This window comes from Methanobacterium alcaliphilum (assembly GCF_023227715.1).
GTDB lineage: Archaea > Methanobacteriota > Methanobacteria > Methanobacteriales > Methanobacteriaceae > Methanobacterium_E > Methanobacterium_E alcaliphilum.
The window spans coordinates 249967-272725 of record NZ_JALKIF010000001.1; the positions used below are offsets into that span (position 1 = coordinate 249967).

The window sequence follows — 22759 nt, forward strand, 5'->3', positions numbered from 1 at the left end:
AAAATTTAAAAATAGGATAATGCTATGATCAAAAAATCAGATATTGATCTTAATCCTGATGATTTTATCATCATCTACTTTAGGAACCCCTCTTCCATCCAGGTTAGAGGTGCAAATAAATAGATAACCATCATGGGACACCACATCCCTTATCCTGCCAAGATTAGTAAATAGTGCATTTTGATCGGTGACACTCCGTCCATCAGAGGATAATGCTAGTCGTCTTAATTGATTGCCTCGTAGACCGGTCACGTATAAATCCCCATTTAAATAGGCAATCCCCGATGGGGCTAATGTGAAATCATCATAGTAAATTAGAGGATTTACATATTTTCCTGTGGCGTTGTCACCTTGTTCTAATGGCCAGCCATAGTTTCCTCCTTTTATAATTATGTTCACTTCATCATTACGGGTTTGACCGTGTTCTGCTGCATACATTATACCGTTTTCACTATTCCATGTTATGCCCTGAGGGTTACGGTGTCCATATGACCATACATAATTATTAAATGGATTATCCGCAGGTACAGATCCATCTTTATTTAAGCGCAGTATTTTCCCAGCAAGGGAATTTATATCTTGAGATAAAGGTTTTTGACTGGCATCCCCCGTAGTGGCATATAATTTACCATCTGGGCCGAATTTTAAACGTCCACCGTCATGAACCACGGAACTGGGAATATCATCCAGTAAAATAGTCTCATTTTCCAGTTTTTGATTTAAAACAAAGCGGGATATTCTGTTGGAATTTTGTGCAGTATAATAAAGATAAATGTAATTATTTTTATCAAATTCCGGATCAACAGCTATCCCCAAAAGACCGGATTCACCCTCTGCTTTTACAGATATATTCCCAACTGAGTGAACGGAGTTCCCCTCCCACACACTAACCTCGCCGCCGCGTTCTGTGAAAATCATGGTTCCGTTGGGTAAAAAATCAATAGCCCATGGAGAATTAAGTCCTGTTACAACTACTTGGGATTGGAATCCCTCTTCATTAACTGGCTGCGGCCAAATTAAATACAAAACTGCTGCAGCAACAGCAATTATTATAATTAAAAATAAGACCAATTTTTTATTCACAAATATTTCCCCCATAATCCCTGTGTTATTATATGTGTCCCCTATTTGATATAACTCCTGGTTTTAATGATAGAAAAAAAATAAACTGTAATAAAATTATAATAAATTCATGCTAAAAATTATTGACCATTTACTTGTCCAGGAAGAATTAACAAAAATCAGGAAAAAAGGAATCGCTTCTGCTAAATTTAGAAGGGGGATTATTGAGATTGGTAGACTCCTGGCCTATGAATTTGTTAATACTCTTGAAAAAGAGGATACTGAAGTTGAAACTCCACTGGGTATGGCTGATGGTATAAAAATCAAATCTAGAAAAGAGATTGTAATTATAACCATATTAAGAGCATCGCTACCATTAACCAATGGGATATTAAAGGTTTTTCCAGAAGCCCAATATGGTGTTGTGGGTGCCTGGAGAAAAGATAATCCTCCTTTTGATGTGTGCATGGATTACCTTAAGATACCGGATTTAACAGATAAAATTGTGATTGTGGCAGATCCCATGCTGGCCACCGGAAATACCATGGAATTGATTCTTAAAAAACTTCAAAATTTTGGTAATCCTAAAAGGATGGTTCTTTTTACAGTGATTAGTTCAAAAGTGGGAATAGAAAAAATAATGGAAACACATAATGAGCTGGAAATTTATACTTGCTCTGTGGAAAAAGAATTAAATAATGAGGGGTATATTGTCCCGGGACTGGGAGATGCAGGCGATATTGCTTTTGGAAAACCATTTAAATGAAAATTAATAAATAGACTCTCCATGGGCAATGGCCACAATTCCAGGGATGTCTTCAACTTCCAGTTCAAACATGGCCTCCATTCCTTCTTTTTCAAAGGCCGCTATTTTTTTAGATTTCACTTTGCTAGTTAAAAGTGCAGCAACCGGCGGCGTCACAACAAATATGGCTCCTGCTTCATTTAAAGATTTAACTGTATCTTCACTTAAGTTTCCTTTTCCAATGTGGATTAGAACTCCTGCTTTTGCAAGATATCCCATACTTCCCTCTATTTCTTCCTTGTTACTGGTGGTTGGGGCAATACCTGCACCACTTACTGCAGTGTGCATGATAGCAGAACCCTTTAAATTAAGTAATTTCTTGCCTTTTTTTAGGGAATTCACCAGCTGAGGTAGTGCAGCGTCTCTTCCAGTTAGCATAGGGCCGTTCAAAAGTATCTGGTCTCCTACTTGGAGTTCTTGAATAGTTTTTTCATCAACAGGAGTGTTAACCTTTTTCATAATCATACTTCCAAATAGTTAAATAAAAATACGTAATTTCTTTCAATAGTGTGCTAATTAATATCTTTAAAAAAAAAAGATTTAGTCTTTATTTAAATTAAGGTTTCTTTAATTTCTTTCAGGTCTTCTAAAAGTTCCTCGATATGTTCCCGGCGGATGTGAGGCATTAGCACAATCCTTATGGCTGGAGGACATGACGAAACAGATACTGCCCATCCTTTATCATCAAGATATTTAGCCAGTTCTTTTGCTGTCAACCCCGACAAGTTAAATGCAACTATATTCAACTCAGGTTCACTAACTAAATCAAAGCCATTTTGAACTAATCCCCGAGCCAGGAGGTTGGTGATTTCCATTGCATTTTTGGCAAGTTTAGTGTATCCTTCCCACCCCATGTATTTCATTATAGCCCAGGTGGCAGCAGCTGATGCACCAGTCCGGGTCCCTACAATAGTGGACTGCTGTTTTTCAGTGAGGTACGGTGTTTCAATGCTCATAACATCCAGGAACTTTTCATCCCTAAATAAGATGCATCCCGTAGGTATGGGGGCCAATCCCATTTTATGGGGATCTATCGTAATTGAAGAAACTCCAGGTAAATTAAAACCAAAATCGTTGATTTTAAAACCTATATCCTGTAAAAATGGGATCAAGAATCCTCCAAATGCTGCATCAACATGCAAATAGATATTTTCTTCCAGACAGATTTCAGATAATTCTTTAATAGGATCTATTTTACCTAGCTCTGTGGTTCCAGCTACACCCACAATGGCCACGGTCTTATCTGTAATTAAAGATTTAACTGAATTTAAATCTATGCAATAGTTTTCATCCAGTTCCGCTTCTTTTAGTTTTAATCCTAAAATATCTTCTGCTTTTTTAAATGAAAAATGGGCTGATTTTGGGGCGATTATTTCCCCGTGAATTATGGATTTTTCTTGGCGAGCATAGTTTTTAGCTGCCCGCATGGCCATTAAGTTCGCTTCGGTTCCACCAGTAATCACATGCCCATGGATGTCTTTTTTGCCTAAAAGTTCTCCCAGCATGGTTATTACTGCATCTTCCAGAGTTTTAGTACCTTCAAATAGTCCAGGATCTCCAAGATTAGATTCTAAAAATTTACAGTATGCTTCTTTTGCTACAGGATGCGCGCAAGTACACATAGAACCTAATATCCTTCCAGAACTATATTCAAGGTCATTTTTCTGAAATTCATCAAGTTTTTCAAATATTTGGCGTTTTTCTAATCCTTTTCTTTCCATTTGACGACCCTAAAAAAACTATGATTAAAAACAAATTAATTTTAAAAAGAAATAAATTGAATAAACGATTGTTTATTCATTAACCAGTTTTCTAGCGGCCCTTAACAGTAATTTCTGTTCCCCGCGCGCTACAGTTTTTCTTACCTCGGCCACTGCATCGGTGTTAGCAGATACACTACTGATTCCAAGTTCCACCAGTTTTTCTACAATTTTAGGTATGCTTCCTGCCTGGCCACAGATACTGGTTTTAACTCCTGCTTCATTACATTTTAAGATAACTCTTTCAATAAGTTTTAAGACTGCAGGGTGGCCTTCAGTATACATCCCCGCTACATGTTCATTGTTTCGATCAATAGCCAATGTGTACTGAGTTAAATCATTGGTTCCGAAACTTACAAAGTCTATACCTACATCAATGAAGTCTTCGATTATTAAAGCCGCTGCCGGAGTTTCTACCATTATACCAAACTCAATATCTTTTTGTGGTCTGAGTCCCACTTCTTCAGCTATTTGTTTGGCTTTTTTCAGCTCATCAGGGTGCTGTACTAGGGGGATCATAATACCCACATTGGTATAACCCTGATCATGGAGTTTTTTAATTGCTTTATACTCTGCTTTTAAGATTTCTGGCTCGTCAAGTTCTCTTCTGATACCTCTCCAGCCCAGCATAGGGTTGTGTTCGTAAGGTTCATCATGACCACCATCTAATGTCTTGAATTCATCAGTAGGGGCATCTAATGTACGATACCATACTGGTCGAGGATAGAAAGCATCCACTACTTTTAAAATATTTTCCACCAATATTTTAACCAATTCATCTTCCCTATTGTCAGTTATGAATTTTTTAGGGTGCACACCAGAAGTTAACATCATGTGTTCCGTCCGCAGTAATCCCACACCATCTGCTCCCGTGGCAGCTGCCTTTTGTGCAGCTTCAGACATGCTGACATTAACTTTTACTTCGGTTACTGTGAGTATTGGTGCTTGGGATGCTACGTTTTCAACTGCTTCTGCTTTTTTATCTTCAATTGCGAGTTTTCCTTCATAAACCATTCCCTTGTTACCATCCAAGGTAACTATCTGGTTTTCATCCAGAATCCGCGATGCATCAGAGGTTCCCACAACACAAGGTATTCCCAGCTCACGGGATACGATTGCTGCGTGGCAGGTTACTCCGCCCTCATCGGTGATGATACCACTGGCCCTTTTCATAGCAGGAACCATATCAGGAGTAGTCATTATAGTTACTAAAACGTCTCCTTCCTTGATTTTATCCAATTCATCGATTTCATTAACGATTTTAACAGCACCAGAAGCCATTCCCGGACTGGCACCTAACCCTTTAGTTATAACCTTTCTTTCACCTTCTTCGGCCACTTCAGACCCACCATTATTATTGCCTAATGTGGTGACTGGTCGGGATTGTAGCATGAATACTTCGTTGTTTACAATAGCCCATTCAGTGTCTTGAGGGAAGTCATAGTGATTTTGAATCCTTTTGCCTAATTTTATAAGGGATTTTAATTCATCACCACTGAGAACTCTTTTATTTTTAAGATCTTCAGGAACTTCAGTTTTAATGGTTTTTCCTTGTTCTGGATCTTTGACGAACATTACATTCTTTTCACTGATAGTCATATCCAGTATTTCACCTGTGGCTTTATCTACCCAGTAAGTATCAGGAGTTACTGAACCAGATACAACTGCTTCTCCTAATCCCCATGATCCTTCTATGAGAATTTTTTCCTCTCCAGTTGAGGGGTGAACTGTAAACATTACACCTGCTTTTTCAGCATCCACCATTTCCTGGACAACAACGGCTATGTAAACTTTAGAATGGTCAAAATCGTTTTCTTCCCTATAAAAAATAGCCCTTGCTTCGAAAAGAGATGCCCAACATTTCTGAACATATTCTAAAACATCTTCGGCACCTTTTATATTAAGAAAAGTATCCTGTTGGCCAGCGAATGATGCTTCAGGTAAGTCTTCTGCTGTAGCAGAGGAACGTATTGCTACAAAAGCATCTTCTTTGTTGATCCTTTGACAAAGAGCGTTGTAAGCTTCAATTATAAAAGTTTTAATATCTTCAGGTATTTCTGTAGAGATGATAACTTCTTTTATATCTTTAGACGCTTTTTGGAGTTTTTTATTGTCATTAACATCCAGAGATTCCAGTAACGCCATTACGTCACCATAAATCCCTGTATCTTTCATAAATCTATCGTAAGTTTCCGATGTAACTACAAATCCCGGAGGAACAGGTATCTCCGCTTGAGTTAATTCTCCAAGATTTGCTCCCTTTCCACCAGCAATGTCCACATCTTCTTTGTTTAGTTCCTCAAAAAACGCCACGTATTTCATATTATCCCCTAAACCTCTTCCTAAATATTTAAATCTTAATTAATGAGTTAATAATTAGTATAGTTAATTCTAGATCTATTGGAATTATAATAATAAAAGATAAGGTTAAATTGGTGAAACCAATTTATTTTATTAATTCTTCTCCCTTGTCAACAACAATCCTACAAGGGACAGGGAATTTCATAGCAGCTCTTCTTAGGGCTTCTTTAGAGTCCTGGAAGTTTTTCTTATTGGTTTCAACAGTTAGTATTTTTTGGCCTGGTTTTACTAATGCAACAGAACTTACTGCTTTACCAAAAGCCTTCCTCATACCATCTTGTACCCGGTCAGCACCCGCTCCAGTTGCCATTGGATTTTCTCGGACTATGTGGTGTGGGTAAACCCTTATTTTTAAATGATAACCCATCCTACCAGCTTTTCTCTGCATGAATCTGTTAGAAGCAATCCTTGCAGCTTCCAATGCATTGTGCTTAATCTGGGCGTGATTTTTTACTGCTAAACTTACAGATATAGGGAATTCTGCTGATAAGTTACCCATATCATATTGAACAATCCTTGAACCGGGGATTTTTCTAATGTACTCTCTTCTTGTGTACGCTCGAACCATAATAATAATCCTCCTTAAAAAATTTCTATCAAAGCAATATTGAAAATATTGAGAATGATGACTATAGTAAAACTAACTATAGATAAAGTAAATTTCAATATCTTGGTAACCATTAATAAACGTTACCTTTAGACCATATTTATGGTCAATATAATTATAAAGATTCTGGTCAATATATACCATATCTTATAATAAGACAATTATGAAATAAGTTTTATAGTACATGAAATTAATTTGAACTCCAAACGAAACCTGATAACAACACTATTAAACATTCTAAATCAATACTGTAATCAATCAAAAGTGAATATTACTTCAAATGATAATTTAACATTTAATTTATAATTTAAATCATTGGTAGGTGTTTTAAGATGAAAATTGCTGTAACCGGGAAAGGAGGGGTCGGTAAAACAACCCTTTCAAGTACTTTATCTTGTATATTCTCCGAGACTTATAAAGTATTCGCCATAGATGCAGATCCAGATATGAACCTGGCATCCAGCCTGGGAATTCATGATCAGATAACTCCTATTTCAAAAATGAGGGATTTAATAAAGGATCGTACTGGGGCAGAGCCAGGATCATCTTTTGGTGAAGTTTTTAAAATAAATCCCAAAATAAGTGACCTGCCTGAAACACTATCAATTGATTACGGGCCAGATAAAAATTTAAAACTCTTGGTAATGGGTACCGTGGATAAAGGAGGAGAAGGATGTGTTTGTCCAGCTTCAGTCCTTTTAAAAGCTATTTTAAGGCACATGATTGTTAAAAAGGATGAAATAGTGATTTTAGATATGGAAGCAGGAATTGAACACTTAGGGCGTAAAACGGCAGAATCTGTAGATATGATGATTGTAGTAGTTGAACCTGGTTTAAAATCATTGGAAACCGCCCAGAGAATCAAAAACTTAGCTAAAGACATTGGAATAGAAAATATTCTGGCCGTGATTAATAAAGTATCCAACCGCGAAGAAGAGGATTTTGTGGAAAATAAACTAAAAGAACTTGGTGTCGGAATTTTAGGAAGCATACCCCGTGATTCAACTGTTGTTAAAGCTGATATGGAAGGTAAACCTCTTAAAAGTTATGGGGATTCCGCTGCATTAAAATCCATAGAAAAAATCGCAGATAATATACTCCAGGTATCTTAAATATTTTAGAATAGATTATTGTATAATTAACAATCCAAAAGTGAGATATTAATATGCATATTAAAACTAGAATCACTCTGGAATACCATGATAAAAATCAGGCCAAAATTGCTTCTGAATCTTTAAATCCAGATAACATGGGTTTTGTGAAGACCAAACTAGAAGACAATAAATTAATTTGCAAAATTCAAGGCGAATCACTCCGGACTATTTTGGCAACTGCTGATGATTTACTATTTTCAGAAATTACCGTGGAAAATATAGAAAAATTGTCGCGAAGTCAGCTCAAAAAGCCCCCGTCGAGTAAATAACTTATTAAAAATAAGATAATTTGACTCATATTATAATAAATTTAATTAAATCATTACCTTGAAAACATTAATAACCGGTGATTAAATGAAATTCACATTAAAAGGACGAATAATATTCAGTAAAGAAGCTCCAGAAGCTCTTGACGATATAAAAAGTTTTATTGAAAATGCTAACAATGAATTATTAGTTAAGGGAGTTCCAGAAGACCAGAAAGATGAAGCTTCCAAAATTACCAATTGGGAATTAGAAGGAAACGAATTAAAACTCACTATCACATCTGGAAGACGAGCAAGAGCTCATGATGCGCTTTTAAGAATGAAAAAACCATTAAGTGAGGCACTAGGCCGCAAATACCACTTGGGGGTGAGGAAGATTCTTGTGGATTTCTACGAGATAGACATCCCCACATTCAGCAAGTTGGAACTGGGTGAAATGCCATTTGTAAGTGAAATAGATTCCAGAGAAGACGGTATAACCATTAAATTCCATGATCTGGAGGAAGCAGACCTTAGAAAACACGTGGTGGATCGAGTAGTTAAACAAGTTAACACCGCAGTGGAGATGGCTGTGGATAAAATAGATGCTGAAACTCCAACTGATATTTTAACCAGACAGGTCACTAAGGTAGAACCCGGGACCATCATAGCCCAGGGACAAAAACAGGAAATTTTCTTTGAAGGCGATCCCACAGAGGAAGCAGCCAAACTGGGATGGGTTAAAAAGTTCCCAGGCAAAGGTCAGTGGTTCTATGGTCCTCAAATCATCAATTTACAAAGAGTCATCGAATCCATATTCATTGAAGAATTGGTCAATAAATTGGGTTTTATGGAGTGCATGTGGCCAAAACTTATTCCACTACCTGTTATGAACAAGATGAGATACCTTGAAGGATTACCTGAGGGCATGTATTATTGTTCCGCCCCTAAAAGAGACCCAGAAGTATTTGAAAAATTCAAACAGGAACTGGTAATTAAAAAAGATGTCCCTATCGATCGTTTAAAAGAAGGTCTAAAAGACCCTTCCTATGTACTTGCCCCCGCACAGTGCGAACCATTCTATGAATTCTTCTCCCATGAAGTAGTGGATGAAAAGGAACTTCCTATAAAATTCTTTGACCGTAGTGGATGGACCTACCGCTGGGAAGCAGGAGGCGCAAAAGGGTTAGATAGAGTCCATGAATTCCAACGTGTGGAACTGGTCTGGTTAGGCGAACCAGACGATGTGGAAAAAATAAGGGACGCTACAGTAGAAATATCCCAGAAACTGGCTGATGCTATGGAATTGGAATGGTACACTGAAGTAGGGGATGATCCGTTTTACCTGGAAGGTCGTAAAATAGAAGACCGCGGAATCGAGTTTCCAGATATTCCTAAATACGAAATGAGGCTGGTAATTCCAAATCAGGAAAAAGGTGTGGCGGTAGTGTCTGGAAATGTGCACGGTACTCACTTTACTGAAGGATTTTCCATTAAGGAAGCCCATAAACATACTATATGGACTGGATGTACAGGTATAGGTGTCTCCAGATGGATAATTGGTTTTCTGGCTCAAAAAGGGTTTAATCAGGACAAGTGGCCAGACATAATTAAAGAACGAATAGAATCATTGAATGTGCCCCAGGTATTGACCTGGCCATAATTCAAATATTTTTCATATTTTTTTGAGGTGCATTATTATGAACTGCAAAAACCATCCAGATAGAGAAGGAGTAGCGGCATGTGTTAGTTGCGGTAAAGTTCTCTGTGAAGATTGTCGTTTAAAGCTGGCTGGGAAAAATTACTGTCAAGAATGTGCCGATGAACTGGTAAGTGGAAAGTCGGAAGAATTTGAAACTCAAGAGCCCGGCACTCCTTTAGCATCTAAGCGAATTTCAGATAGATATATGGAGGAACCATATGAACCCTCACGATCCAGATCAAAATCACAGCGGCGATCTAAAAAGGGAACCAATATATTCCTATTATTATGTGTAGCATTTGTAGTGGCCATCATAATTATTGGGATAGTGTTATATGCAGCATATGTGATTTACCTGGAACCCCAATACGGCGATATACAGAACCTCATACAGATCCTACTTAATGATCCTCAAAGGGTTCTGGACTATCTATCACAACAGTAGATTAAAGGTGTGTTACTTTGCCCAAAAAAGATTCCTTTTTTTATTTTCCTTTATGTCACCAATTACCAGAGAGAACTATTTATTTTAAAAATAAGCCATTGCCCTTTTGTGCAAGGTGTACTGGTGTTTTAATTGGTGTTTTCAGCCTGCCGATTTTTCACATAGGTTTAATTCAGCCCAACTTACTAAATATCGTAGTATTATCTACTCCATCCATCATAGATGCCACAACCCAGTTTATGGAATGGAGAGACAGTGATAATGAGCTGCGTATTGTTACAGGCTTTCTTTTAGGGATGGGTGTTGCGGGTTTTATAGTTTTTATAACTCGAATGTTGGTTAGTTATTTAATATAACCATCCCATTTAAGAAATCAAAAATAATTAAAATAAAGAAAAAAAATTAGAAGATTATTCTTCTTTTTCTTCTTCTAAAGATTCTGGAAGAACTTCTTCAGCTATTTCATCTGCAAGAGCAGCTTCTTCCTCTTTCTTCTCAAATATATCTGCAAACTCTACTTTTTCCACGTTTTCCATGTTCTCCCAGATGTCCCGGGCGATTCTGAACCGGGCAAAAGTGACATCCATATAAGGTTGGTTGTCAAATCGTGCCAGTTCATCCATGACTATGACTACTTTACCATCTTCAATGGTGATTTCAGTCTTTTCTAAATCAAGATTAGGGTTAGGGTAGTGGAGTTTGATCATGCTTTTGATCTTCTCTAGATCATCAATGGTTACTTCTTTCAGTTCAACTTCGTATTCTAAAGTTTTACCAGCTAATTCGTGGTTGAAATCTACTCTGACTCGGCCACCAGTTACGCTCTGGATTCGGCCGTTGTGGTTTTCCACTGTTAAAGGCATACCTACGTATGGTTTGATGCCTTGTTTTTTGAATTCTTTCATAGGTATGAGTTGGATTAATTTAGAATCTCTTTCCCCAAATGCTTCTTCTGGTGAGAGTTCTACGGTTTTCTTTTCACCTTCTTCCATACCCACTACTGCTTCGTCTAAACCTTTGAGTAAGTGTCCTCCGCCAATAATAACTGGTATTGGACCGTAAGTTTTCTTTTCTACTTTGATTCCTGCTTCTTCAGCAACTTCTTCAATAGTAGTGTCAAAGACCTCACCGGTCTCTTTGGTTCGTCCTGTAAATTCTAATTTTATGAAATCTCCTTCTTTCACTGCCATATCTCTAGCCTCCTGTGAGGTATTCTATTTTTAAACTCTTGTAAAACGTGTTTATCATTATAATTTAATACACGAATAAGAGAAGGGTAATTTTCTATATATTTATAAATTATTTCCTTATCAACTTTTGCCTCCAGAGAAGATAAAACCCTCTGTTGGTAATGGGTGCTGAAACCCCAGGTGATGCATTTTTTAAGATGAACTAAATCGCTGAAAGGTCTCTCCTGAATTATATTTTCAGCAGTCCTCTCATCTATAAGTGACAATGCCATGAGTTCATCTTTAGTATAGGTATTTGCTGTTTCTAATATAGTATCTTCGTCTCGAACATCATGGAGAGGGGCCCTACTATTTTCCATCTCTTCTTCTAAGATTATTCTAGTTTCAGGTGGAATCATTTCTTCTGCCATGGCAATATCTCCATCTAAGACTGCCTGTCTAATGAGAGTTCCACTTACTCCAGTGATTCGTTTTATAAAGATGAATTTATCTTTAAATTCAAAACCTATTTTTGTAAGTGATTTGGAAAGTGAAGAAATGACATAATTATCTTCTTCAAGTTTCCCCTCTAAAAGAACTTCCTTCGTCTGCATATCCACCATCTTGTATGGTTTAGGGGCTACCCCATGGCCATGGGATATGCGGTCCATTATAGGATTAAACCCATTTACTGGTTTATATCCCCTTGGGATGAAGTCCGCGCCAAGGGCTTGAAACATCTTAGCCAAACATAATGAATATTGGCCAGAACCCATGACCCCCATTGGTGGCCCTTCCACTACAATATCGGCACCTACAGCAACTGCTGATTCAGCTCTGGCTTCTCTAGTCATGATATAAGGAAGGCCTCTGCCACTTCTCTCCAAAGGACCAGGCACAACGGCGACAAAAATACCATCCGGAACCTTTTTTTTAGCCTCGCTCATGCAATGATAGTGCCCATTGTGTAATGGAGAATATTCTGTAAAATCGGCAATTATTGGTGGTTTTTCTAGAATTTTATCTTTAAAAGAAGGTTTAATAGTTGCATCTTTTAAGATGATTTTACGGTCGCGTTTTAGAATCTCACTAACTAAACTTTCCATTGCTGTCATCCTATCATTATTTTAATGTAGTGGTAAATTATTTACCAACAACTGGCATCACCATGAAAAATTATTTGTTTATCTTTACATAAAAATTGTACTAGAAGAGAAAGTATAGTATCGGTGCTAATGATGATAGATCTATGTCTTGCAAATTGTAAAATTCCATCCAAACATGACAATTATTATATTGGAGTGGATGAGGGAAAAATAGTGGAAATAAAAAAATCCCCTATGACTGCAGAAAAAACCATTGACCTCCATGATAAAATTATCCTACCGGGATTAATTGATGCTCACGTCCACTTTAGAGACCCGGGATTAACATATAAAGAAGATTTTAAAACAGGATCACAGGCTGCAGCTAATGGGGGGTTCACTACCGTGCTGGACATGCCCAATACAGTTCCCCCTACTAATACAGTTAAAGCTTTTAAGGAAAAATTGGATATTGCATCTAAAAAGAGTGTGGTTGATTTTGGACTGCACGCCGGCGTAAGTGATTTAGAAGAAATTGAAAAGATTGCTGATTTAAAACCTGCTTCTTTTAAGATATTTATGGATTTGTTTGAAAACAGTTTTTTAGTGGATGTATTTAAGAGATTTGCTAATTTGCCCCACCAATATACTATTTCCCTACACTGTGAAGATAAACATATTACAAAGCACTGCAGTGAAGAGTTGAAAAATGAAAATGATCCTAAAATTTATGCTAACGCACGACCACCTATTGCAGAGGTAGTTTCTATCTCAGCAGCTATTGCCCTTTCAGAGTATTATGATCAAAAAATTCATATATGTCACGTGAGTACTAAAAAATCCTTGGAACTAATCCACCAGGCTCGAATTAATGATTATCCAGTAAGTTGTGAGATAACACCCCATCATTTGTTTTTAAGTGATTCTTACTTTGATAATTGCGGCAACTTTGTTAAAACCAATCCCCCACTACGAGATATTAACAATAGGTTAGATCTGCGCTACCTCAATAAAATTGATATTATTGGAACTGACCATGCACCACATTCTATGGAAGAAAAAAATAAGGATCTCTGGGAAGCACCATCAGGGATACCCAATCTAGAAACCACTCTCCCCCTACTTTTAAACCAGATAAATAATGGACAAATGAGCTTTCAGGACATAATATGGTTATTATGCGAAAAACCATCCCAGATATTTAATTTAGCCCATAAAGGTAGAATTAGTGTAGGAATGGATGCTGATTTTGTGGTTCTGGACATGGATAAAGAGTGGACAATAAAACCTGAAAATTTCTATTCAAAAGCAGAATACACGCCATTCGAAGGATTTGAAGTTAAAGGAATGCCTATAATGACCATAGTCCGTGGGAATGTGGTTATGGAAGATAATATTGTGTTTAAAAATCAGGGCCACTGCGTCTTTGATTAAATAATAAACAATTAATTATTTTAAAAAAAAAGAAAAAAGAAAAAAGGGTTTATTTTTTCCATTTTGGTATTAACATACCGGCAAAGACCATTAATAATGCCATTACCATTGCTGCGGCAGGCATTCCTGTTTGTTGCATTGGAACTGTGTGGTTAGCTGCTGCTTTGACTGTAATATTTACGCTGTCTGTGTTGTCGTCTATGATTGGATCATAGGTTAATGATTCGACCTGTACTTTGTTTACATAGTTTCCAGATTTTACGGCTTTGGACTTTATAGTTAATTTAGCAATAGTGTTTGCAGGTAAATCACCTATAGTCCATATACCTGTTTTTGGATTGTATGTTCCGTAGTTAGCAGTGTATGATATGAAGCTCAAACCATCTGGCATGACTTCTCTAACATTCACTTTAGTTGCTGTATCCGGGCCGCGGTTTTGCACAATCATAGTAAAGTATATGATTTTACCAACCGTTGGGCGTTTGTTGTTTACAGATTTAACTACAGAAAGATTAGCTGCGCTGGCAACAGTTATATTTGCTGTTGCATTGTTATTGGTTAAGTCAGGGTCGTATTCGTTTTCACCTGTTTTTATTGCAGTGTTTTCAATAGTTGTATTTGATTTTACCACTTGAGCTATTATAGTCAATGTGGCAGATTTTTTGTTTTCTATAGTTCCAATGGTCCATACTCCATTGTGGTAGGTTCCCTGTGAAGTTTTGATAGATAGTAGTTTTAATCCAACAGGTAAAATGTCTGTAATTTCTACATCAGTGGCACTATCAGGACCATTGTTGGTGACAGTTATGGTGTAGGTTACATTTCCTAAATAATTAGGTTTGGTTGGATTTACCAATTTGGTAACTGCTATATCTGCTGTTTTTATCAGGGTTTCTGCAGTGGATGTGTTGTTTTCTGGATAAGGGTCTATGGTCTGTGAGGAAACTGTTGCTGTGTTGGTAAAGGATCCTGAAGCGCTTGGATCTACGGTACCTTGTATTAGAATGGTTACATTGCTATTTGCTGCAAATGCACCAGACCAAAGATAAAACCCAGTCCAAAAGTTCCAGCTAATACCATTATCCAACGAATACAAAGGATTCACAACCACACCAGGTATTGCATCCACTAAAGTCACATCCTGAGCATCAGAAGGACCAACATTACCCACAACAATAGTGTAGGTTATGTTTCTTCCAGGAATAACCGGGTCGGGGCTATCTGATTTTATCACAAAGATGTCTGCTTGTGGATCAACACCAATAGTTGAAGAATTGGTATTGTTTTCAGGATATGGGTCAGTTGTAGTAGATGAAACGGTTGCAGTATTGGTAAAACTACTCAAAGTAGACGGATTAACCACACCAGTAATCAAAACCGTCCGACTAGCACCCGGCACAAAAGCACCAGACCAAGTATACGAACCACTCCACAAACTCCAACTAACACCACCATCCAACGAAAACATCGGACTCAACACCACACCAGGCACCACATCAACCAAAGTCACATCCTGAGCATCAGAAGGACCAACATTACCCACAACAATAGAATAAGTCACATTCCGACCCGGAACAACCGGATCAGGACCACCAGACTTAAGAACATAAATATCCGCAGATGTTAATATGTTTAATATGTCTGATGAGTTATTTTCATAACTTCTTCTTTCGTTGTTAGGGTTTGTGGTGAGTGGGATGGAGCATGAAGTCACATTGACTGTGTTTTCATGGTTTACTCCGTTTGCCACATCTGGTCTGATTTTGGCTGTGAATGTGAAGAAAATACTTGATCCATTGGCCAGTGATCCGCCTGTGTAAGTTACACTTGGAGATGTAAAGGCATAGGTGAATCCTGTTGGAGTATTTAATTCAGTTACAGTGGTTAAATCAAAGATGTTTCCATCTAGAATGTCTTTAACTATTAGGTCAAATGCTGTGGAGTTTCCGACATTGGTAATATCAAATCTGATGTTGACATAGTTTCCTGCTAGAACTGTGTCTGGAGTCATGGTTTTTGTGACTACTAGGCTCGGTTCCACTATATTGAGGTTTAAAGTGTCAGTAGCAGGGCTTCCTTCATTTTCATCCCAGTCCAGGCTCACAGTGTTGACCTTGAGTGGGGTTAACCAGGAATTACTGGTACTGTTTAGTACAGTTGCATTAAGTCTTAAGACAAATGAGTTGTCTAGCGGGTCATTATTAGGATTTACTATTGTAACTCCAGTGAATACAACTGTAAGCATCCTTATAGCAGAATTATAGCTAATTGTTGGGTTTAAAGTGGACAAAGTTCCATTAAATCCAGTTACATCTACAGTAACACTTCCTGGAACGTATTCAAAACCGATTGGTAGTGAATCTACCAGTACCACATTGGTTAGTTGGCCTTCAGGTAAGGTTATATTAAACTTGAAGGTTCCAACTTCGCCAATAGTTAAATTATTACTAGTAGTTGTTGGCTCAGAAGAGCTCTCCAGTGTCTTTTCTATAGTGGCTTGGACTGTGTTTATATTTACTGTGCTGTTGTTGGTGTATTGGCGTCTCTCGTCATTAGGGAGAGTGGTGATAGGTAGTGAATAGCCAGTTACATTGGCCGTATTGTTGTAGCTTAAACCAGGATGTAAATCAGAGCGTATATTCACGGTGAATGTGAATTCCACACTTGTTCCATTAGTTACAGATCCACCCGTGTAGTTTACTGTTCCACCAACAGGATTATAGTTAAATGTGAATCCTGCAGGGGTTGCTCCTTCACTTACACTTGATAAGTCAAATAGTGCACCGTTTAAGATGTCTACTACATTGACATCAAATGCTGTGGAGTTTCCAGTATTTTGAACACGCATTGTAACTGTAATATGGTCTCCAGCATCAACCACATAGGAGTTGAGTGTTTTAGTGATTACTAAATGTGGTTCAACTATATTTAGATTCAGACTATCAGATATAGGGCCTGCGATATTTTCATCCCAGGTCATATTTACGTGGTTAGTCTTGGATGGGTTGAGCCAGGAATTAACCGGGTTATTTAGTACTGTGGCATTGAATGTTATGGTGAAGTTGTTGTTGTTTGGGTTAAAGTCTTCAGGTACTATGGTAGTACCATTGAAAGTTATATTTAGTGTCCTTGTTGCAGCATCATATAAAATTACCATAGGAGAACCTAAGGTTCCACTAAATCCTGTGGTATTTACTACTACAGTATTATCCATGTAGGCGAATCCAACAGGCAATATATCTATAAATTTTAGATTGGTAGTCTGACCATCTGGTAGGTATATGTTGAACTTGAATGTTGCAACTTCACCTATGGTCAGATTATTACCGGCGGTTGTTGGCTCAGATGAGCTTTCCAGTATTTTATTTATGGTTGGAACAGTTATCTGCAGGTTGGAACTTCCAGATGTAGTGTAGTTCCGCTCATTGGCATCCGTTCCATTTATAGATGTGGAATTTACATAGGCCGTGTTTGGGTAAATCCTGTTGGGGCTTATGTCTGCTCTAACTTTAACTGTGAAATTAAAGGTTAAAGTTGCTCCGTTGGCAATTGATCCTCCAATATAAATTACATTTGGAGATGTGAAACTATAGGTGAATCCTGTAGGAGTATAGAGTTCACTTACTGTACTCAAATCAAACACATTGCTGTCCAGTGGATCTATAATGCACACATCATAAGCATATGAGACATCACTACCCGTATTCCTTACTGTAAAGGTTACAGTTACCGTATCACCTGCATCAGCAGGGTTGGGAGTGAATGATTTGGTTATGGTAACATTTGGTTCCACGATTCGCATATTAACTGTGTTTGATATAACCTGTCCATCAGGGTTATTAACCCAGGTTAAGTTGGCGTTATTGTTTTTAGTGTTCCCACGGTTATTGACTGTACTGTTTAGAACTGTTGCATTGAAGTACACATAGAAAGAATTATCTGATAAGTCGTTGTTTGGATTGACATTAGTTAATCCATCAAATAAAACTGTTAAAATTCTACTTGTATCATTGTAAGCTACATTTAAAGTAGCTAAAGTACCTGCAAACCCCGAAGTATCTATCACCACACTACCCGGCACATAGGCAAATCCATTAGGTAAAAGATCTCTAACCGTGAGATTAGTGACTTGGCCTTCAGGTAATGTGATATTCAGCCTGAAAGTTGCCACTTCACCTATGGTGAGGTTGCGATTTAAGGTATTTGGGTCTGAAGAATTAGTTAAGGCTTTGACTATTGTTGGAGGGGCAATGGTTACTGTTGCATTGTCTGTAAACAGGTTCTGGTCCTGGACAAAGTTAGGACCTCCTGGAGTGGATGCGAAGTTTGTGATATTAGCCTGGTTGTTAATCACCTGTCTCGGATAAACTGTATTATCTATAGTACAGGTGAAGATAATGAATGCTGTGTCATTAGAGAAATTAGATCCTTTACTACCATCATTAGCAGCTAATGGATTGGTTAATCTTAAACCAGAGAGTAAATCTCCAGTGTATGATAGATCTGCCCCCAGTCCATTTTTTACACTTACCAGTACTAAATTGGTAAGACCGATAGGTAAGCTATCTCTAATGTTTACATCGTATGCTTCGGCACTTCCCTGGTTTTCCACTGTTATAATGTAGGTCACTACATCCCCTGCATCGGCACCTGAAAGGTTTCCATTAACTGGTAAAACAGTTGATGGTGGGTTGATAGTTCCTGACCCCGTGGTTGAATTCACCCCTTTGGTTATAACCAGATTTGGTGTCTGAGTTATTATATTAACAACTCCTGACTGCTGGGCTATTTGACCAAAAGTGTTATTGGACCATTGAGTCATCATATTGGCCAGAGTAAGTGAATCTGCGAATGGCTCATTGGTAGCAGTGACCGTGAAAAGAATATGTATCTTTCTTGGTTCACTTAGTGTATCATTGAAACTTCCATAACAAAATATTAGGGAATTTTCAGTACCATTAACCATTAACCACGGTATACCTGACCCTAAAAATGCAGATAATGTATCATCATCGGCCAGCCTCCATTGTCCCGCACCAGGCACCCCATCTCCTTGAGCTATTTGAGTTGTAACTTGAGTAGCGTTCAGGAACGGAATTGGGAGATAATCAACAATATAGAGACCTTCTGTAGTGGATATGTAAATATATGCCTCTAAAGAATAAGTAACCGTCATCCCTGCTTTGACTTTAACGTCTGTAAAAGCTGTGTTCCCATCAATAGCGTAGATTGTCTTGAGGATGGATGGTCCAGTCATGGTGACTGTGGTACCACTCCCATCAGAAACTTGAGAATCACTTTCCAGTATATCTCCTGTTATTTCCACATTATTGGAAGTCGTATCCCTCATACCAATATGGTTATCTCCAGGGACAGGGCCTTCATACATAGTGTCTATTATGGTCCGGAATACGACATAACCCGTGGTTGCACCGCGATTATCTGTCCGGTTATCATATAATCCTCCAGTTAAAACACTATCTATACCTCTTGCTGCCAGTTGTCCTGAAACATTAAAGACTATGGTAGTCTCCCCAGTAGCAGAGTTATGGTTTACTGAATAATATGCGGGGTCAAAAATAATATTTATCACCGTCCCGTTTTCCACAATGCGTAAAACAGGTACGAATGAACTATTAAATGTTTGACCATCGCCCACTACATCAGTAATGACCAGGTTCTTAAATGCAAAGTAGTCTGAAATCTGGAAATTTATAGTGTACTCTAAAGAGTCACCGGGACTGTATCCATTGCCTTGTGGGTCATTTTGAAGAGTTACACCTTTTTGTGTTGCCAATGACAGTAATCTGATAATATAATCAGATTCTGGGCCATCAGAAATTATAGTGTTTCCCAAATATGTCCCACTAGCTGTAGCATTGTTTATGGCATTTCTTACTCCACCATCTGGGCTGTAACCAGTTATAGGATCCAAAACTGCATTGGAAGTACTATTAAATTCTGGAGCAAAAACGGTATATCTTATGGTTTTCTCTGGTCCTCCAAATAATCCTAAAACAGAAGCAAAATTAATTATTAAGTTTCCACCAGGAGTGGATGTGGAAGGCTGTGCAATGACAGATCCCCCATCAGCAGTTATCAAATTTAAAAACTGCAGGTTACCAGATAAAATATCCGTGACATTGATATTGGTCACTGTTGTCCCATTAGCTATATCCAGATATAGTTCATATGTTACAGGATAATTTAGTCCCGTGGCTGTTTCATCCTCATGGATAATCGCATTTTTCGTCAATTTCATAACTATTGGAGTTACAGTATCATTTATCCTGACACCAGAAATTGGCGGATCTATAGACGGATCATCTATGGGAGTATTACCTAATCTGAACCATGGCTGTGCATATATAGATAATGGAGTTCCAATTGAAACTGTACCCATCCTTAATGCAGCATTGATTGTTACTGGTGTTTGATCTGGAGTGAAACTTCCCAGAGGGTACTCTAAAACAATTAATCTGTATCCTACAGGACCATTTATGGTTTGACGGAGTACAGGATCATATAATTGGCCAGACACAGGAAAAACCCCAACATCTGTTGCCGTGACACCCGAACCTAGGAACGTAGCAAAATCAAAACTCACACCCGGCGGTAAGAATAACTCAACCACTGGAGCAAATCCCGTGCTAGTTCCAGTGTTATTGAAGGTTAAGTTGAGGGTGAATAGTTCATTTATGAAAACCTCTTCAGGCACAGAGATGGTTACTGCAGGTTGTCCTAAAGTAAAGTTGGCAGTTCCCTGATAAATCTGATTATCTGGATTAAAACTCAGATTAATCTGTTTAGAAGGTGAAACGTGCCCCAAAGCACTGGCAATTACATTAAATGTGGTTTCATTACTGTAAAACATTAAGTAGTACAGACCATTTTCATCTGTAGTTGTCTCTGCAACTTTTACGCTGTTAACTGTTTTGACTGTTATCGTGGCATTAGGGAATGGTTTATAGGTTATGCAATCTAAAACTATTCCAGAAATAATATTTTTGGAATTAGAATTATTATTTTTCTTATAAAGGAGTTCATCATAAGATGTGTTAGTATTCGATGAATTAGTGTGATTAATGGTATTTAAACTCATATTTTGCTGTTCAAAAACCGAGCTTTCATTGTTTAAGTCCAATATGTTGTTTGTAGTATTATCTGCAGCTGTTACTGTTCCAGAAATAAGTAATGCGAATAATAAAGTAAATATGATGGCAATTAATGATTTTTGCATATCTTCTCGTATATTTTCACCTCCTTTTTCGCTTATTAGTATGCAAATTATTAATTAGTATTCCTATTATAAATAGATTAATTTTGTTCGCATTATTTCGCAAGGTGACATGAATTATACGAACAAATATTACAATAAAGTAGTATAAACTGACATTTCCGTTATTAAAATATAGGCATCTAATTTTTGGGAATATATTCACTAAAAAATAAAAAAATTATTTATATATGATAGAATAGTCACAAAACAATAAGTTTGAAAAATAATTTTAATTCCATGAAAACATTATTTAAATAGAAAGTACAAAACAAGCAGTCGGTGATAAAATGTGCGAATCTAATGCTTATTCTACTGATGGTTCCATTCTAATGGAAGATGTAATATCCATCAAAATTGAAGGCGAGGACATTCATATGGTGGACATATTAAACCAAAGAAAGGACTTAAAAGGCACAATAGTTGAAATAGACCTAGACGCCCATAAAATATATATAAAAATTAACTAATTTTAAAACTTTTTTTCTTATCTAATGGTGTGACTGTGTTGAACGAGCTAATGTTATCTCTTCAAAATTTTTTCACAATCTATGGATCATTAGGTGTATTTTTAGGAAGTTTTATAGAAGAAATTATTGCCCCTATACCCTCCACTTTAATAATCATGGGAAGTAGCTTTTTCATGATGCATGGCGCCCCAGTTAATGCCATTACAGTACTCCAACTATTTTTTTATGTTTGTATTCCTGCTTCTTTAGGTCTTACCCTTGGCTCACTATTCCTCTATGGGATTGGATATTCTATTGGCAAACCATTCATTAACCGGTGGGGTCATTATCTTGGTTTTTCCTGGGATGATGTGGAAAAAACTCAGAAAAAATTTGAAGAAAGTAAAAGTGACGATATGGTATTATTAACTTTAAGGGCCATCCCCATTATCCCCAGTATCGCCATCAGCACATTTTGTGGTATTGTTAGATATAAAATCAAAAATTATATTCTGATAACATTTTTAGGAAGTCTGGTCCGTGCATTCATATTAGGATTTATAGGCTGGCAATTTGGAAGGTTCTATGAACAGATTGCAGATCAAATAGCAGTATATGAAAATTTGGTTATAATAGGGTTAGTAATTCTGGTAATTGGCTATGTACTACGCGTGAAATACTGGAAAAAAGACGGATCATTATTATAAAAAATTTTTTAAATTGATACTTATTAAAAATACTATCTAAAAAAAAAGTTAGGAAATGGTGATTTAATCCACCAAAACTTATTTTAAACTTAATGCATGGGTAGGACATACTGGTATGCACTTATCACAGAGGATGCAGAACCCTTTGAGTGGTACCTTCTCTTCAGTGATTTTCAACATATTATACGGACATACATCTACACAGTCACCACACTCATCACATATTGAAGGATTATATTCCACCCTATTTCTCTTTACCGTTTCCTCCCCAATGACTTTATCTATTTCCACTAGAGATAGCGCACCTTTTGGGCAAGTCATGGTACATGCACCACATCGAGTGCACATGGCGAAGGATGGATCTTCGTCCACTTTTTCCTGCTGAGGGAGTTTCATACCAGTTTTGGTAACCACTCGAATTGCGTCGTTTGGACATGCCTGGACACAAGCACCAACGAAATCACATTGTGATTCATCGTATACTAGTCCTTCTTCACT

Annotated in this window: 18 protein-coding genes; 9 read left to right on the forward strand and 9 right to left on the reverse strand. The window is 37.4% G+C overall.

The annotated features are described in order from the left end of the window. Nucleotides 1-36: 36 nt before the first annotated feature. Entirely contained in the window at nt 37-1083 is a 1047-nt protein-coding gene (locus MXE27_RS01255; protein WP_248610572.1) for a PQQ-dependent sugar dehydrogenase, read from the reverse strand. Nucleotides 1084-1192: 109 nt separating this feature from the next. Here MXE27_RS01255 and upp point away from each other — a divergent pair, with 109 nt between their 5' ends. Continuing rightward, nucleotides 1193-1828 carry a uracil phosphoribosyltransferase gene (gene upp, locus MXE27_RS01260; protein ID WP_248610573.1) on the forward strand — a complete coding sequence of 212 codons (636 nt, stop codon included), beginning with the start codon at nt 1193-1195 and terminating at the stop codon, nt 1826-1828. Nucleotides 1829-1831: 3 nt separating this feature from the next. Here upp and MXE27_RS01265 read toward each other — a convergent pair whose 3' ends face one another. The 4 genes from MXE27_RS01265 to rplJ form a co-directional block, all read right to left on the reverse strand. Continuing rightward, nucleotides 1832-2326, reverse strand: coding sequence for a fumarate hydratase C-terminal domain-containing protein (locus tag MXE27_RS01265; RefSeq protein WP_248610574.1), 495 nt, complete (start codon nt 2324-2326; stop codon nt 1832-1834). A 92-nt stretch (nt 2327-2418) separates the two neighbouring features. Further along, complete coding sequence (gene mfnA, locus MXE27_RS01270) at nt 2419-3588, reverse strand: tyrosine decarboxylase MfnA (protein WP_248610575.1); 1170 nt, start codon at nt 3586-3588, stop codon at nt 2419-2421. Between the two features lie 72 nt (nt 3589-3660). After that, nucleotides 3661-5949, reverse strand: coding sequence for a phosphoenolpyruvate synthase (ppsA, locus tag MXE27_RS01275; protein WP_248610576.1), 2289 nt, complete (start codon nt 5947-5949; stop codon nt 3661-3663). Between the two features lie 124 nt (nt 5950-6073). Beyond that, complete coding sequence (rplJ, locus tag MXE27_RS01280) at nt 6074-6556, reverse strand: 50S ribosomal protein L16 (protein WP_248610577.1); 483 nt, start codon at nt 6554-6556, stop codon at nt 6074-6076. A 371-nt stretch (nt 6557-6927) separates the two neighbouring features. Here rplJ and MXE27_RS01285 point away from each other — a divergent pair, with 371 nt between their 5' ends. The 5 genes from MXE27_RS01285 to MXE27_RS01305 all read left to right on the forward strand — a co-directional run bounded on the left by MXE27_RS01285 (nt 6928) and on the right by MXE27_RS01305 (nt 10497). Continuing rightward, nucleotides 6928-7707 carry an ATP-binding protein gene (locus MXE27_RS01285; protein WP_248610578.1) on the forward strand — a complete coding sequence of 260 codons (780 nt, stop codon included), beginning with the start codon at nt 6928-6930 and terminating at the stop codon, nt 7705-7707. 53 nt (nt 7708-7760) lie between these two features. Then, complete coding sequence (locus tag MXE27_RS01290; protein WP_248610579.1) at nt 7761-8018, forward strand: KEOPS complex subunit Pcc1; 258 nt, start codon at nt 7761-7763, stop codon at nt 8016-8018. Between the two features lie 85 nt (nt 8019-8103). Next, nucleotides 8104-9657, forward strand: a complete 1554-nt coding sequence (gene serS / locus MXE27_RS01295; RefSeq protein WP_248610580.1) for a serine--tRNA ligase — start codon at nt 8104-8106, stop codon at nt 9655-9657. 37 nt (nt 9658-9694) lie between these two features. Beyond that, on the forward strand, nt 9695-10141 hold the full coding sequence (locus MXE27_RS01300; protein WP_248610581.1) for a hypothetical protein: 447 nt from the start codon (nt 9695-9697) through the stop codon (nt 10139-10141). Between the two features lie 17 nt (nt 10142-10158). After that, a complete protein-coding gene (locus MXE27_RS01305; RefSeq protein WP_248610582.1) occupies nt 10159-10497 on the forward strand; it encodes a DUF2085 domain-containing protein in 339 nt (112 codons plus the stop codon). 54 nt (nt 10498-10551) lie between these two features. Here the strand turns inward: MXE27_RS01305 and MXE27_RS01310 are convergent, their stop codons facing one another. Beyond that, nucleotides 10552-11331, reverse strand: coding sequence for a peptidylprolyl isomerase (locus MXE27_RS01310; RefSeq protein ID WP_248610583.1), 780 nt, complete (start codon nt 11329-11331; stop codon nt 10552-10554). Continuing rightward, nucleotides 11322-12425: a nucleotidyltransferase family protein gene (locus tag MXE27_RS01315; RefSeq protein ID WP_248610584.1), complete on the reverse strand. Its 1104-nt coding sequence runs from the start codon at nt 12423-12425 to the stop codon at nt 11322-11324. The genes MXE27_RS01310 and MXE27_RS01315 overlap by 10 nt, the downstream gene beginning before the upstream one ends. A 123-nt stretch (nt 12426-12548) precedes the next feature. On the opposite strand from MXE27_RS01315, the gene MXE27_RS01320 reads away from it, so the two are divergent. Next, nucleotides 12549-13829 (forward strand): dihydroorotase, encoded by a 1281-nt coding sequence (locus MXE27_RS01320; RefSeq protein ID WP_248610585.1) that lies wholly within the window; start codon nt 12549-12551, stop codon nt 13827-13829. A 49-nt stretch (nt 13830-13878) separates the two neighbouring features. Here the strand turns inward: MXE27_RS01320 and MXE27_RS01325 are convergent, their stop codons facing one another. Next, complete coding sequence (locus tag MXE27_RS01325; RefSeq protein WP_248610586.1) at nt 13879-21069, reverse strand: COG1361 S-layer family protein; 7191 nt, start codon at nt 21067-21069, stop codon at nt 13879-13881. A 326-nt stretch (nt 21070-21395) separates the two neighbouring features. On the opposite strand from MXE27_RS01325, the gene MXE27_RS01330 reads away from it, so the two are divergent. After that, nucleotides 21396-21575 carry a CooT family nickel-binding protein gene (locus tag MXE27_RS01330; RefSeq protein ID WP_248610587.1) on the forward strand — a complete coding sequence of 60 codons (180 nt, stop codon included), beginning with the start codon at nt 21396-21398 and terminating at the stop codon, nt 21573-21575. A gap of 35 nt (nt 21576-21610) precedes the next feature. Then, nucleotides 21611-22261 (forward strand): DedA family protein, encoded by a 651-nt coding sequence (locus MXE27_RS01335; RefSeq protein WP_248610588.1) that lies wholly within the window; start codon nt 21611-21613, stop codon nt 22259-22261. Nucleotides 22262-22339: 78 nt separating this feature from the next. Here the strand turns inward: MXE27_RS01335 and MXE27_RS01340 are convergent. Continuing rightward, nucleotides 22340-22759: 4Fe-4S binding protein (locus MXE27_RS01340; RefSeq protein ID WP_248610589.1), on the reverse strand; the 420-nt coding region annotated here is incomplete at its 5' end.

Coding starts and splice junctions, on each gene's coding strand:
- upp (WP_248610573.1), top strand. CDS start 1,193: ATGCTAAAAATTATTGACCATTTACTTGTCCAGGAAGAATTAACAAAA.
- MXE27_RS01265 (WP_248610574.1), bottom strand. CDS start 2,326: ATGAAAAAGGTTAACACTCCTGTTGATGAAAAAACTATTCAAGAACTC.
- mfnA (WP_248610575.1), bottom strand. CDS start 3,588: ATGGAAAGAAAAGGATTAGAAAAACGCCAAATATTTGAAAAACTTGAT.
- ppsA (WP_248610576.1), bottom strand. CDS start 5,949: ATGAAATACGTGGCGTTTTTTGAGGAACTAAACAAAGAAGATGTGGAC.
- rplJ (WP_248610577.1), bottom strand. CDS start 6,556: ATGGTTCGAGCGTACACAAGAAGAGAGTACATTAGAAAAATCCCCGGT.
- MXE27_RS01285 (WP_248610578.1), top strand. CDS start 6,928: ATGAAAATTGCTGTAACCGGGAAAGGAGGGGTCGGTAAAACAACCCTT.
- MXE27_RS01290 (WP_248610579.1), top strand. CDS start 7,761: ATGCATATTAAAACTAGAATCACTCTGGAATACCATGATAAAAATCAG.
- serS (WP_248610580.1), top strand. CDS start 8,104: ATGAAATTCACATTAAAAGGACGAATAATATTCAGTAAAGAAGCTCCA.
- MXE27_RS01300 (WP_248610581.1), top strand. CDS start 9,695: ATGAACTGCAAAAACCATCCAGATAGAGAAGGAGTAGCGGCATGTGTT.
- MXE27_RS01310 (WP_248610583.1), bottom strand. CDS start 11,331: ATGGCAGTGAAAGAAGGAGATTTCATAAAATTAGAATTTACAGGACGA.
- MXE27_RS01315 (WP_248610584.1), bottom strand. CDS start 12,425: ATGACAGCAATGGAAAGTTTAGTTAGTGAGATTCTAAAACGCGACCGT.
- MXE27_RS01320 (WP_248610585.1), top strand. CDS start 12,549: ATGATAGATCTATGTCTTGCAAATTGTAAAATTCCATCCAAACATGAC.
- MXE27_RS01325 (WP_248610586.1), bottom strand. CDS start 21,069: ATGCAAAAATCATTAATTGCCATCATATTTACTTTATTATTCGCATTA.
- MXE27_RS01330 (WP_248610587.1), top strand. CDS start 21,396: ATGTGCGAATCTAATGCTTATTCTACTGATGGTTCCATTCTAATGGAA.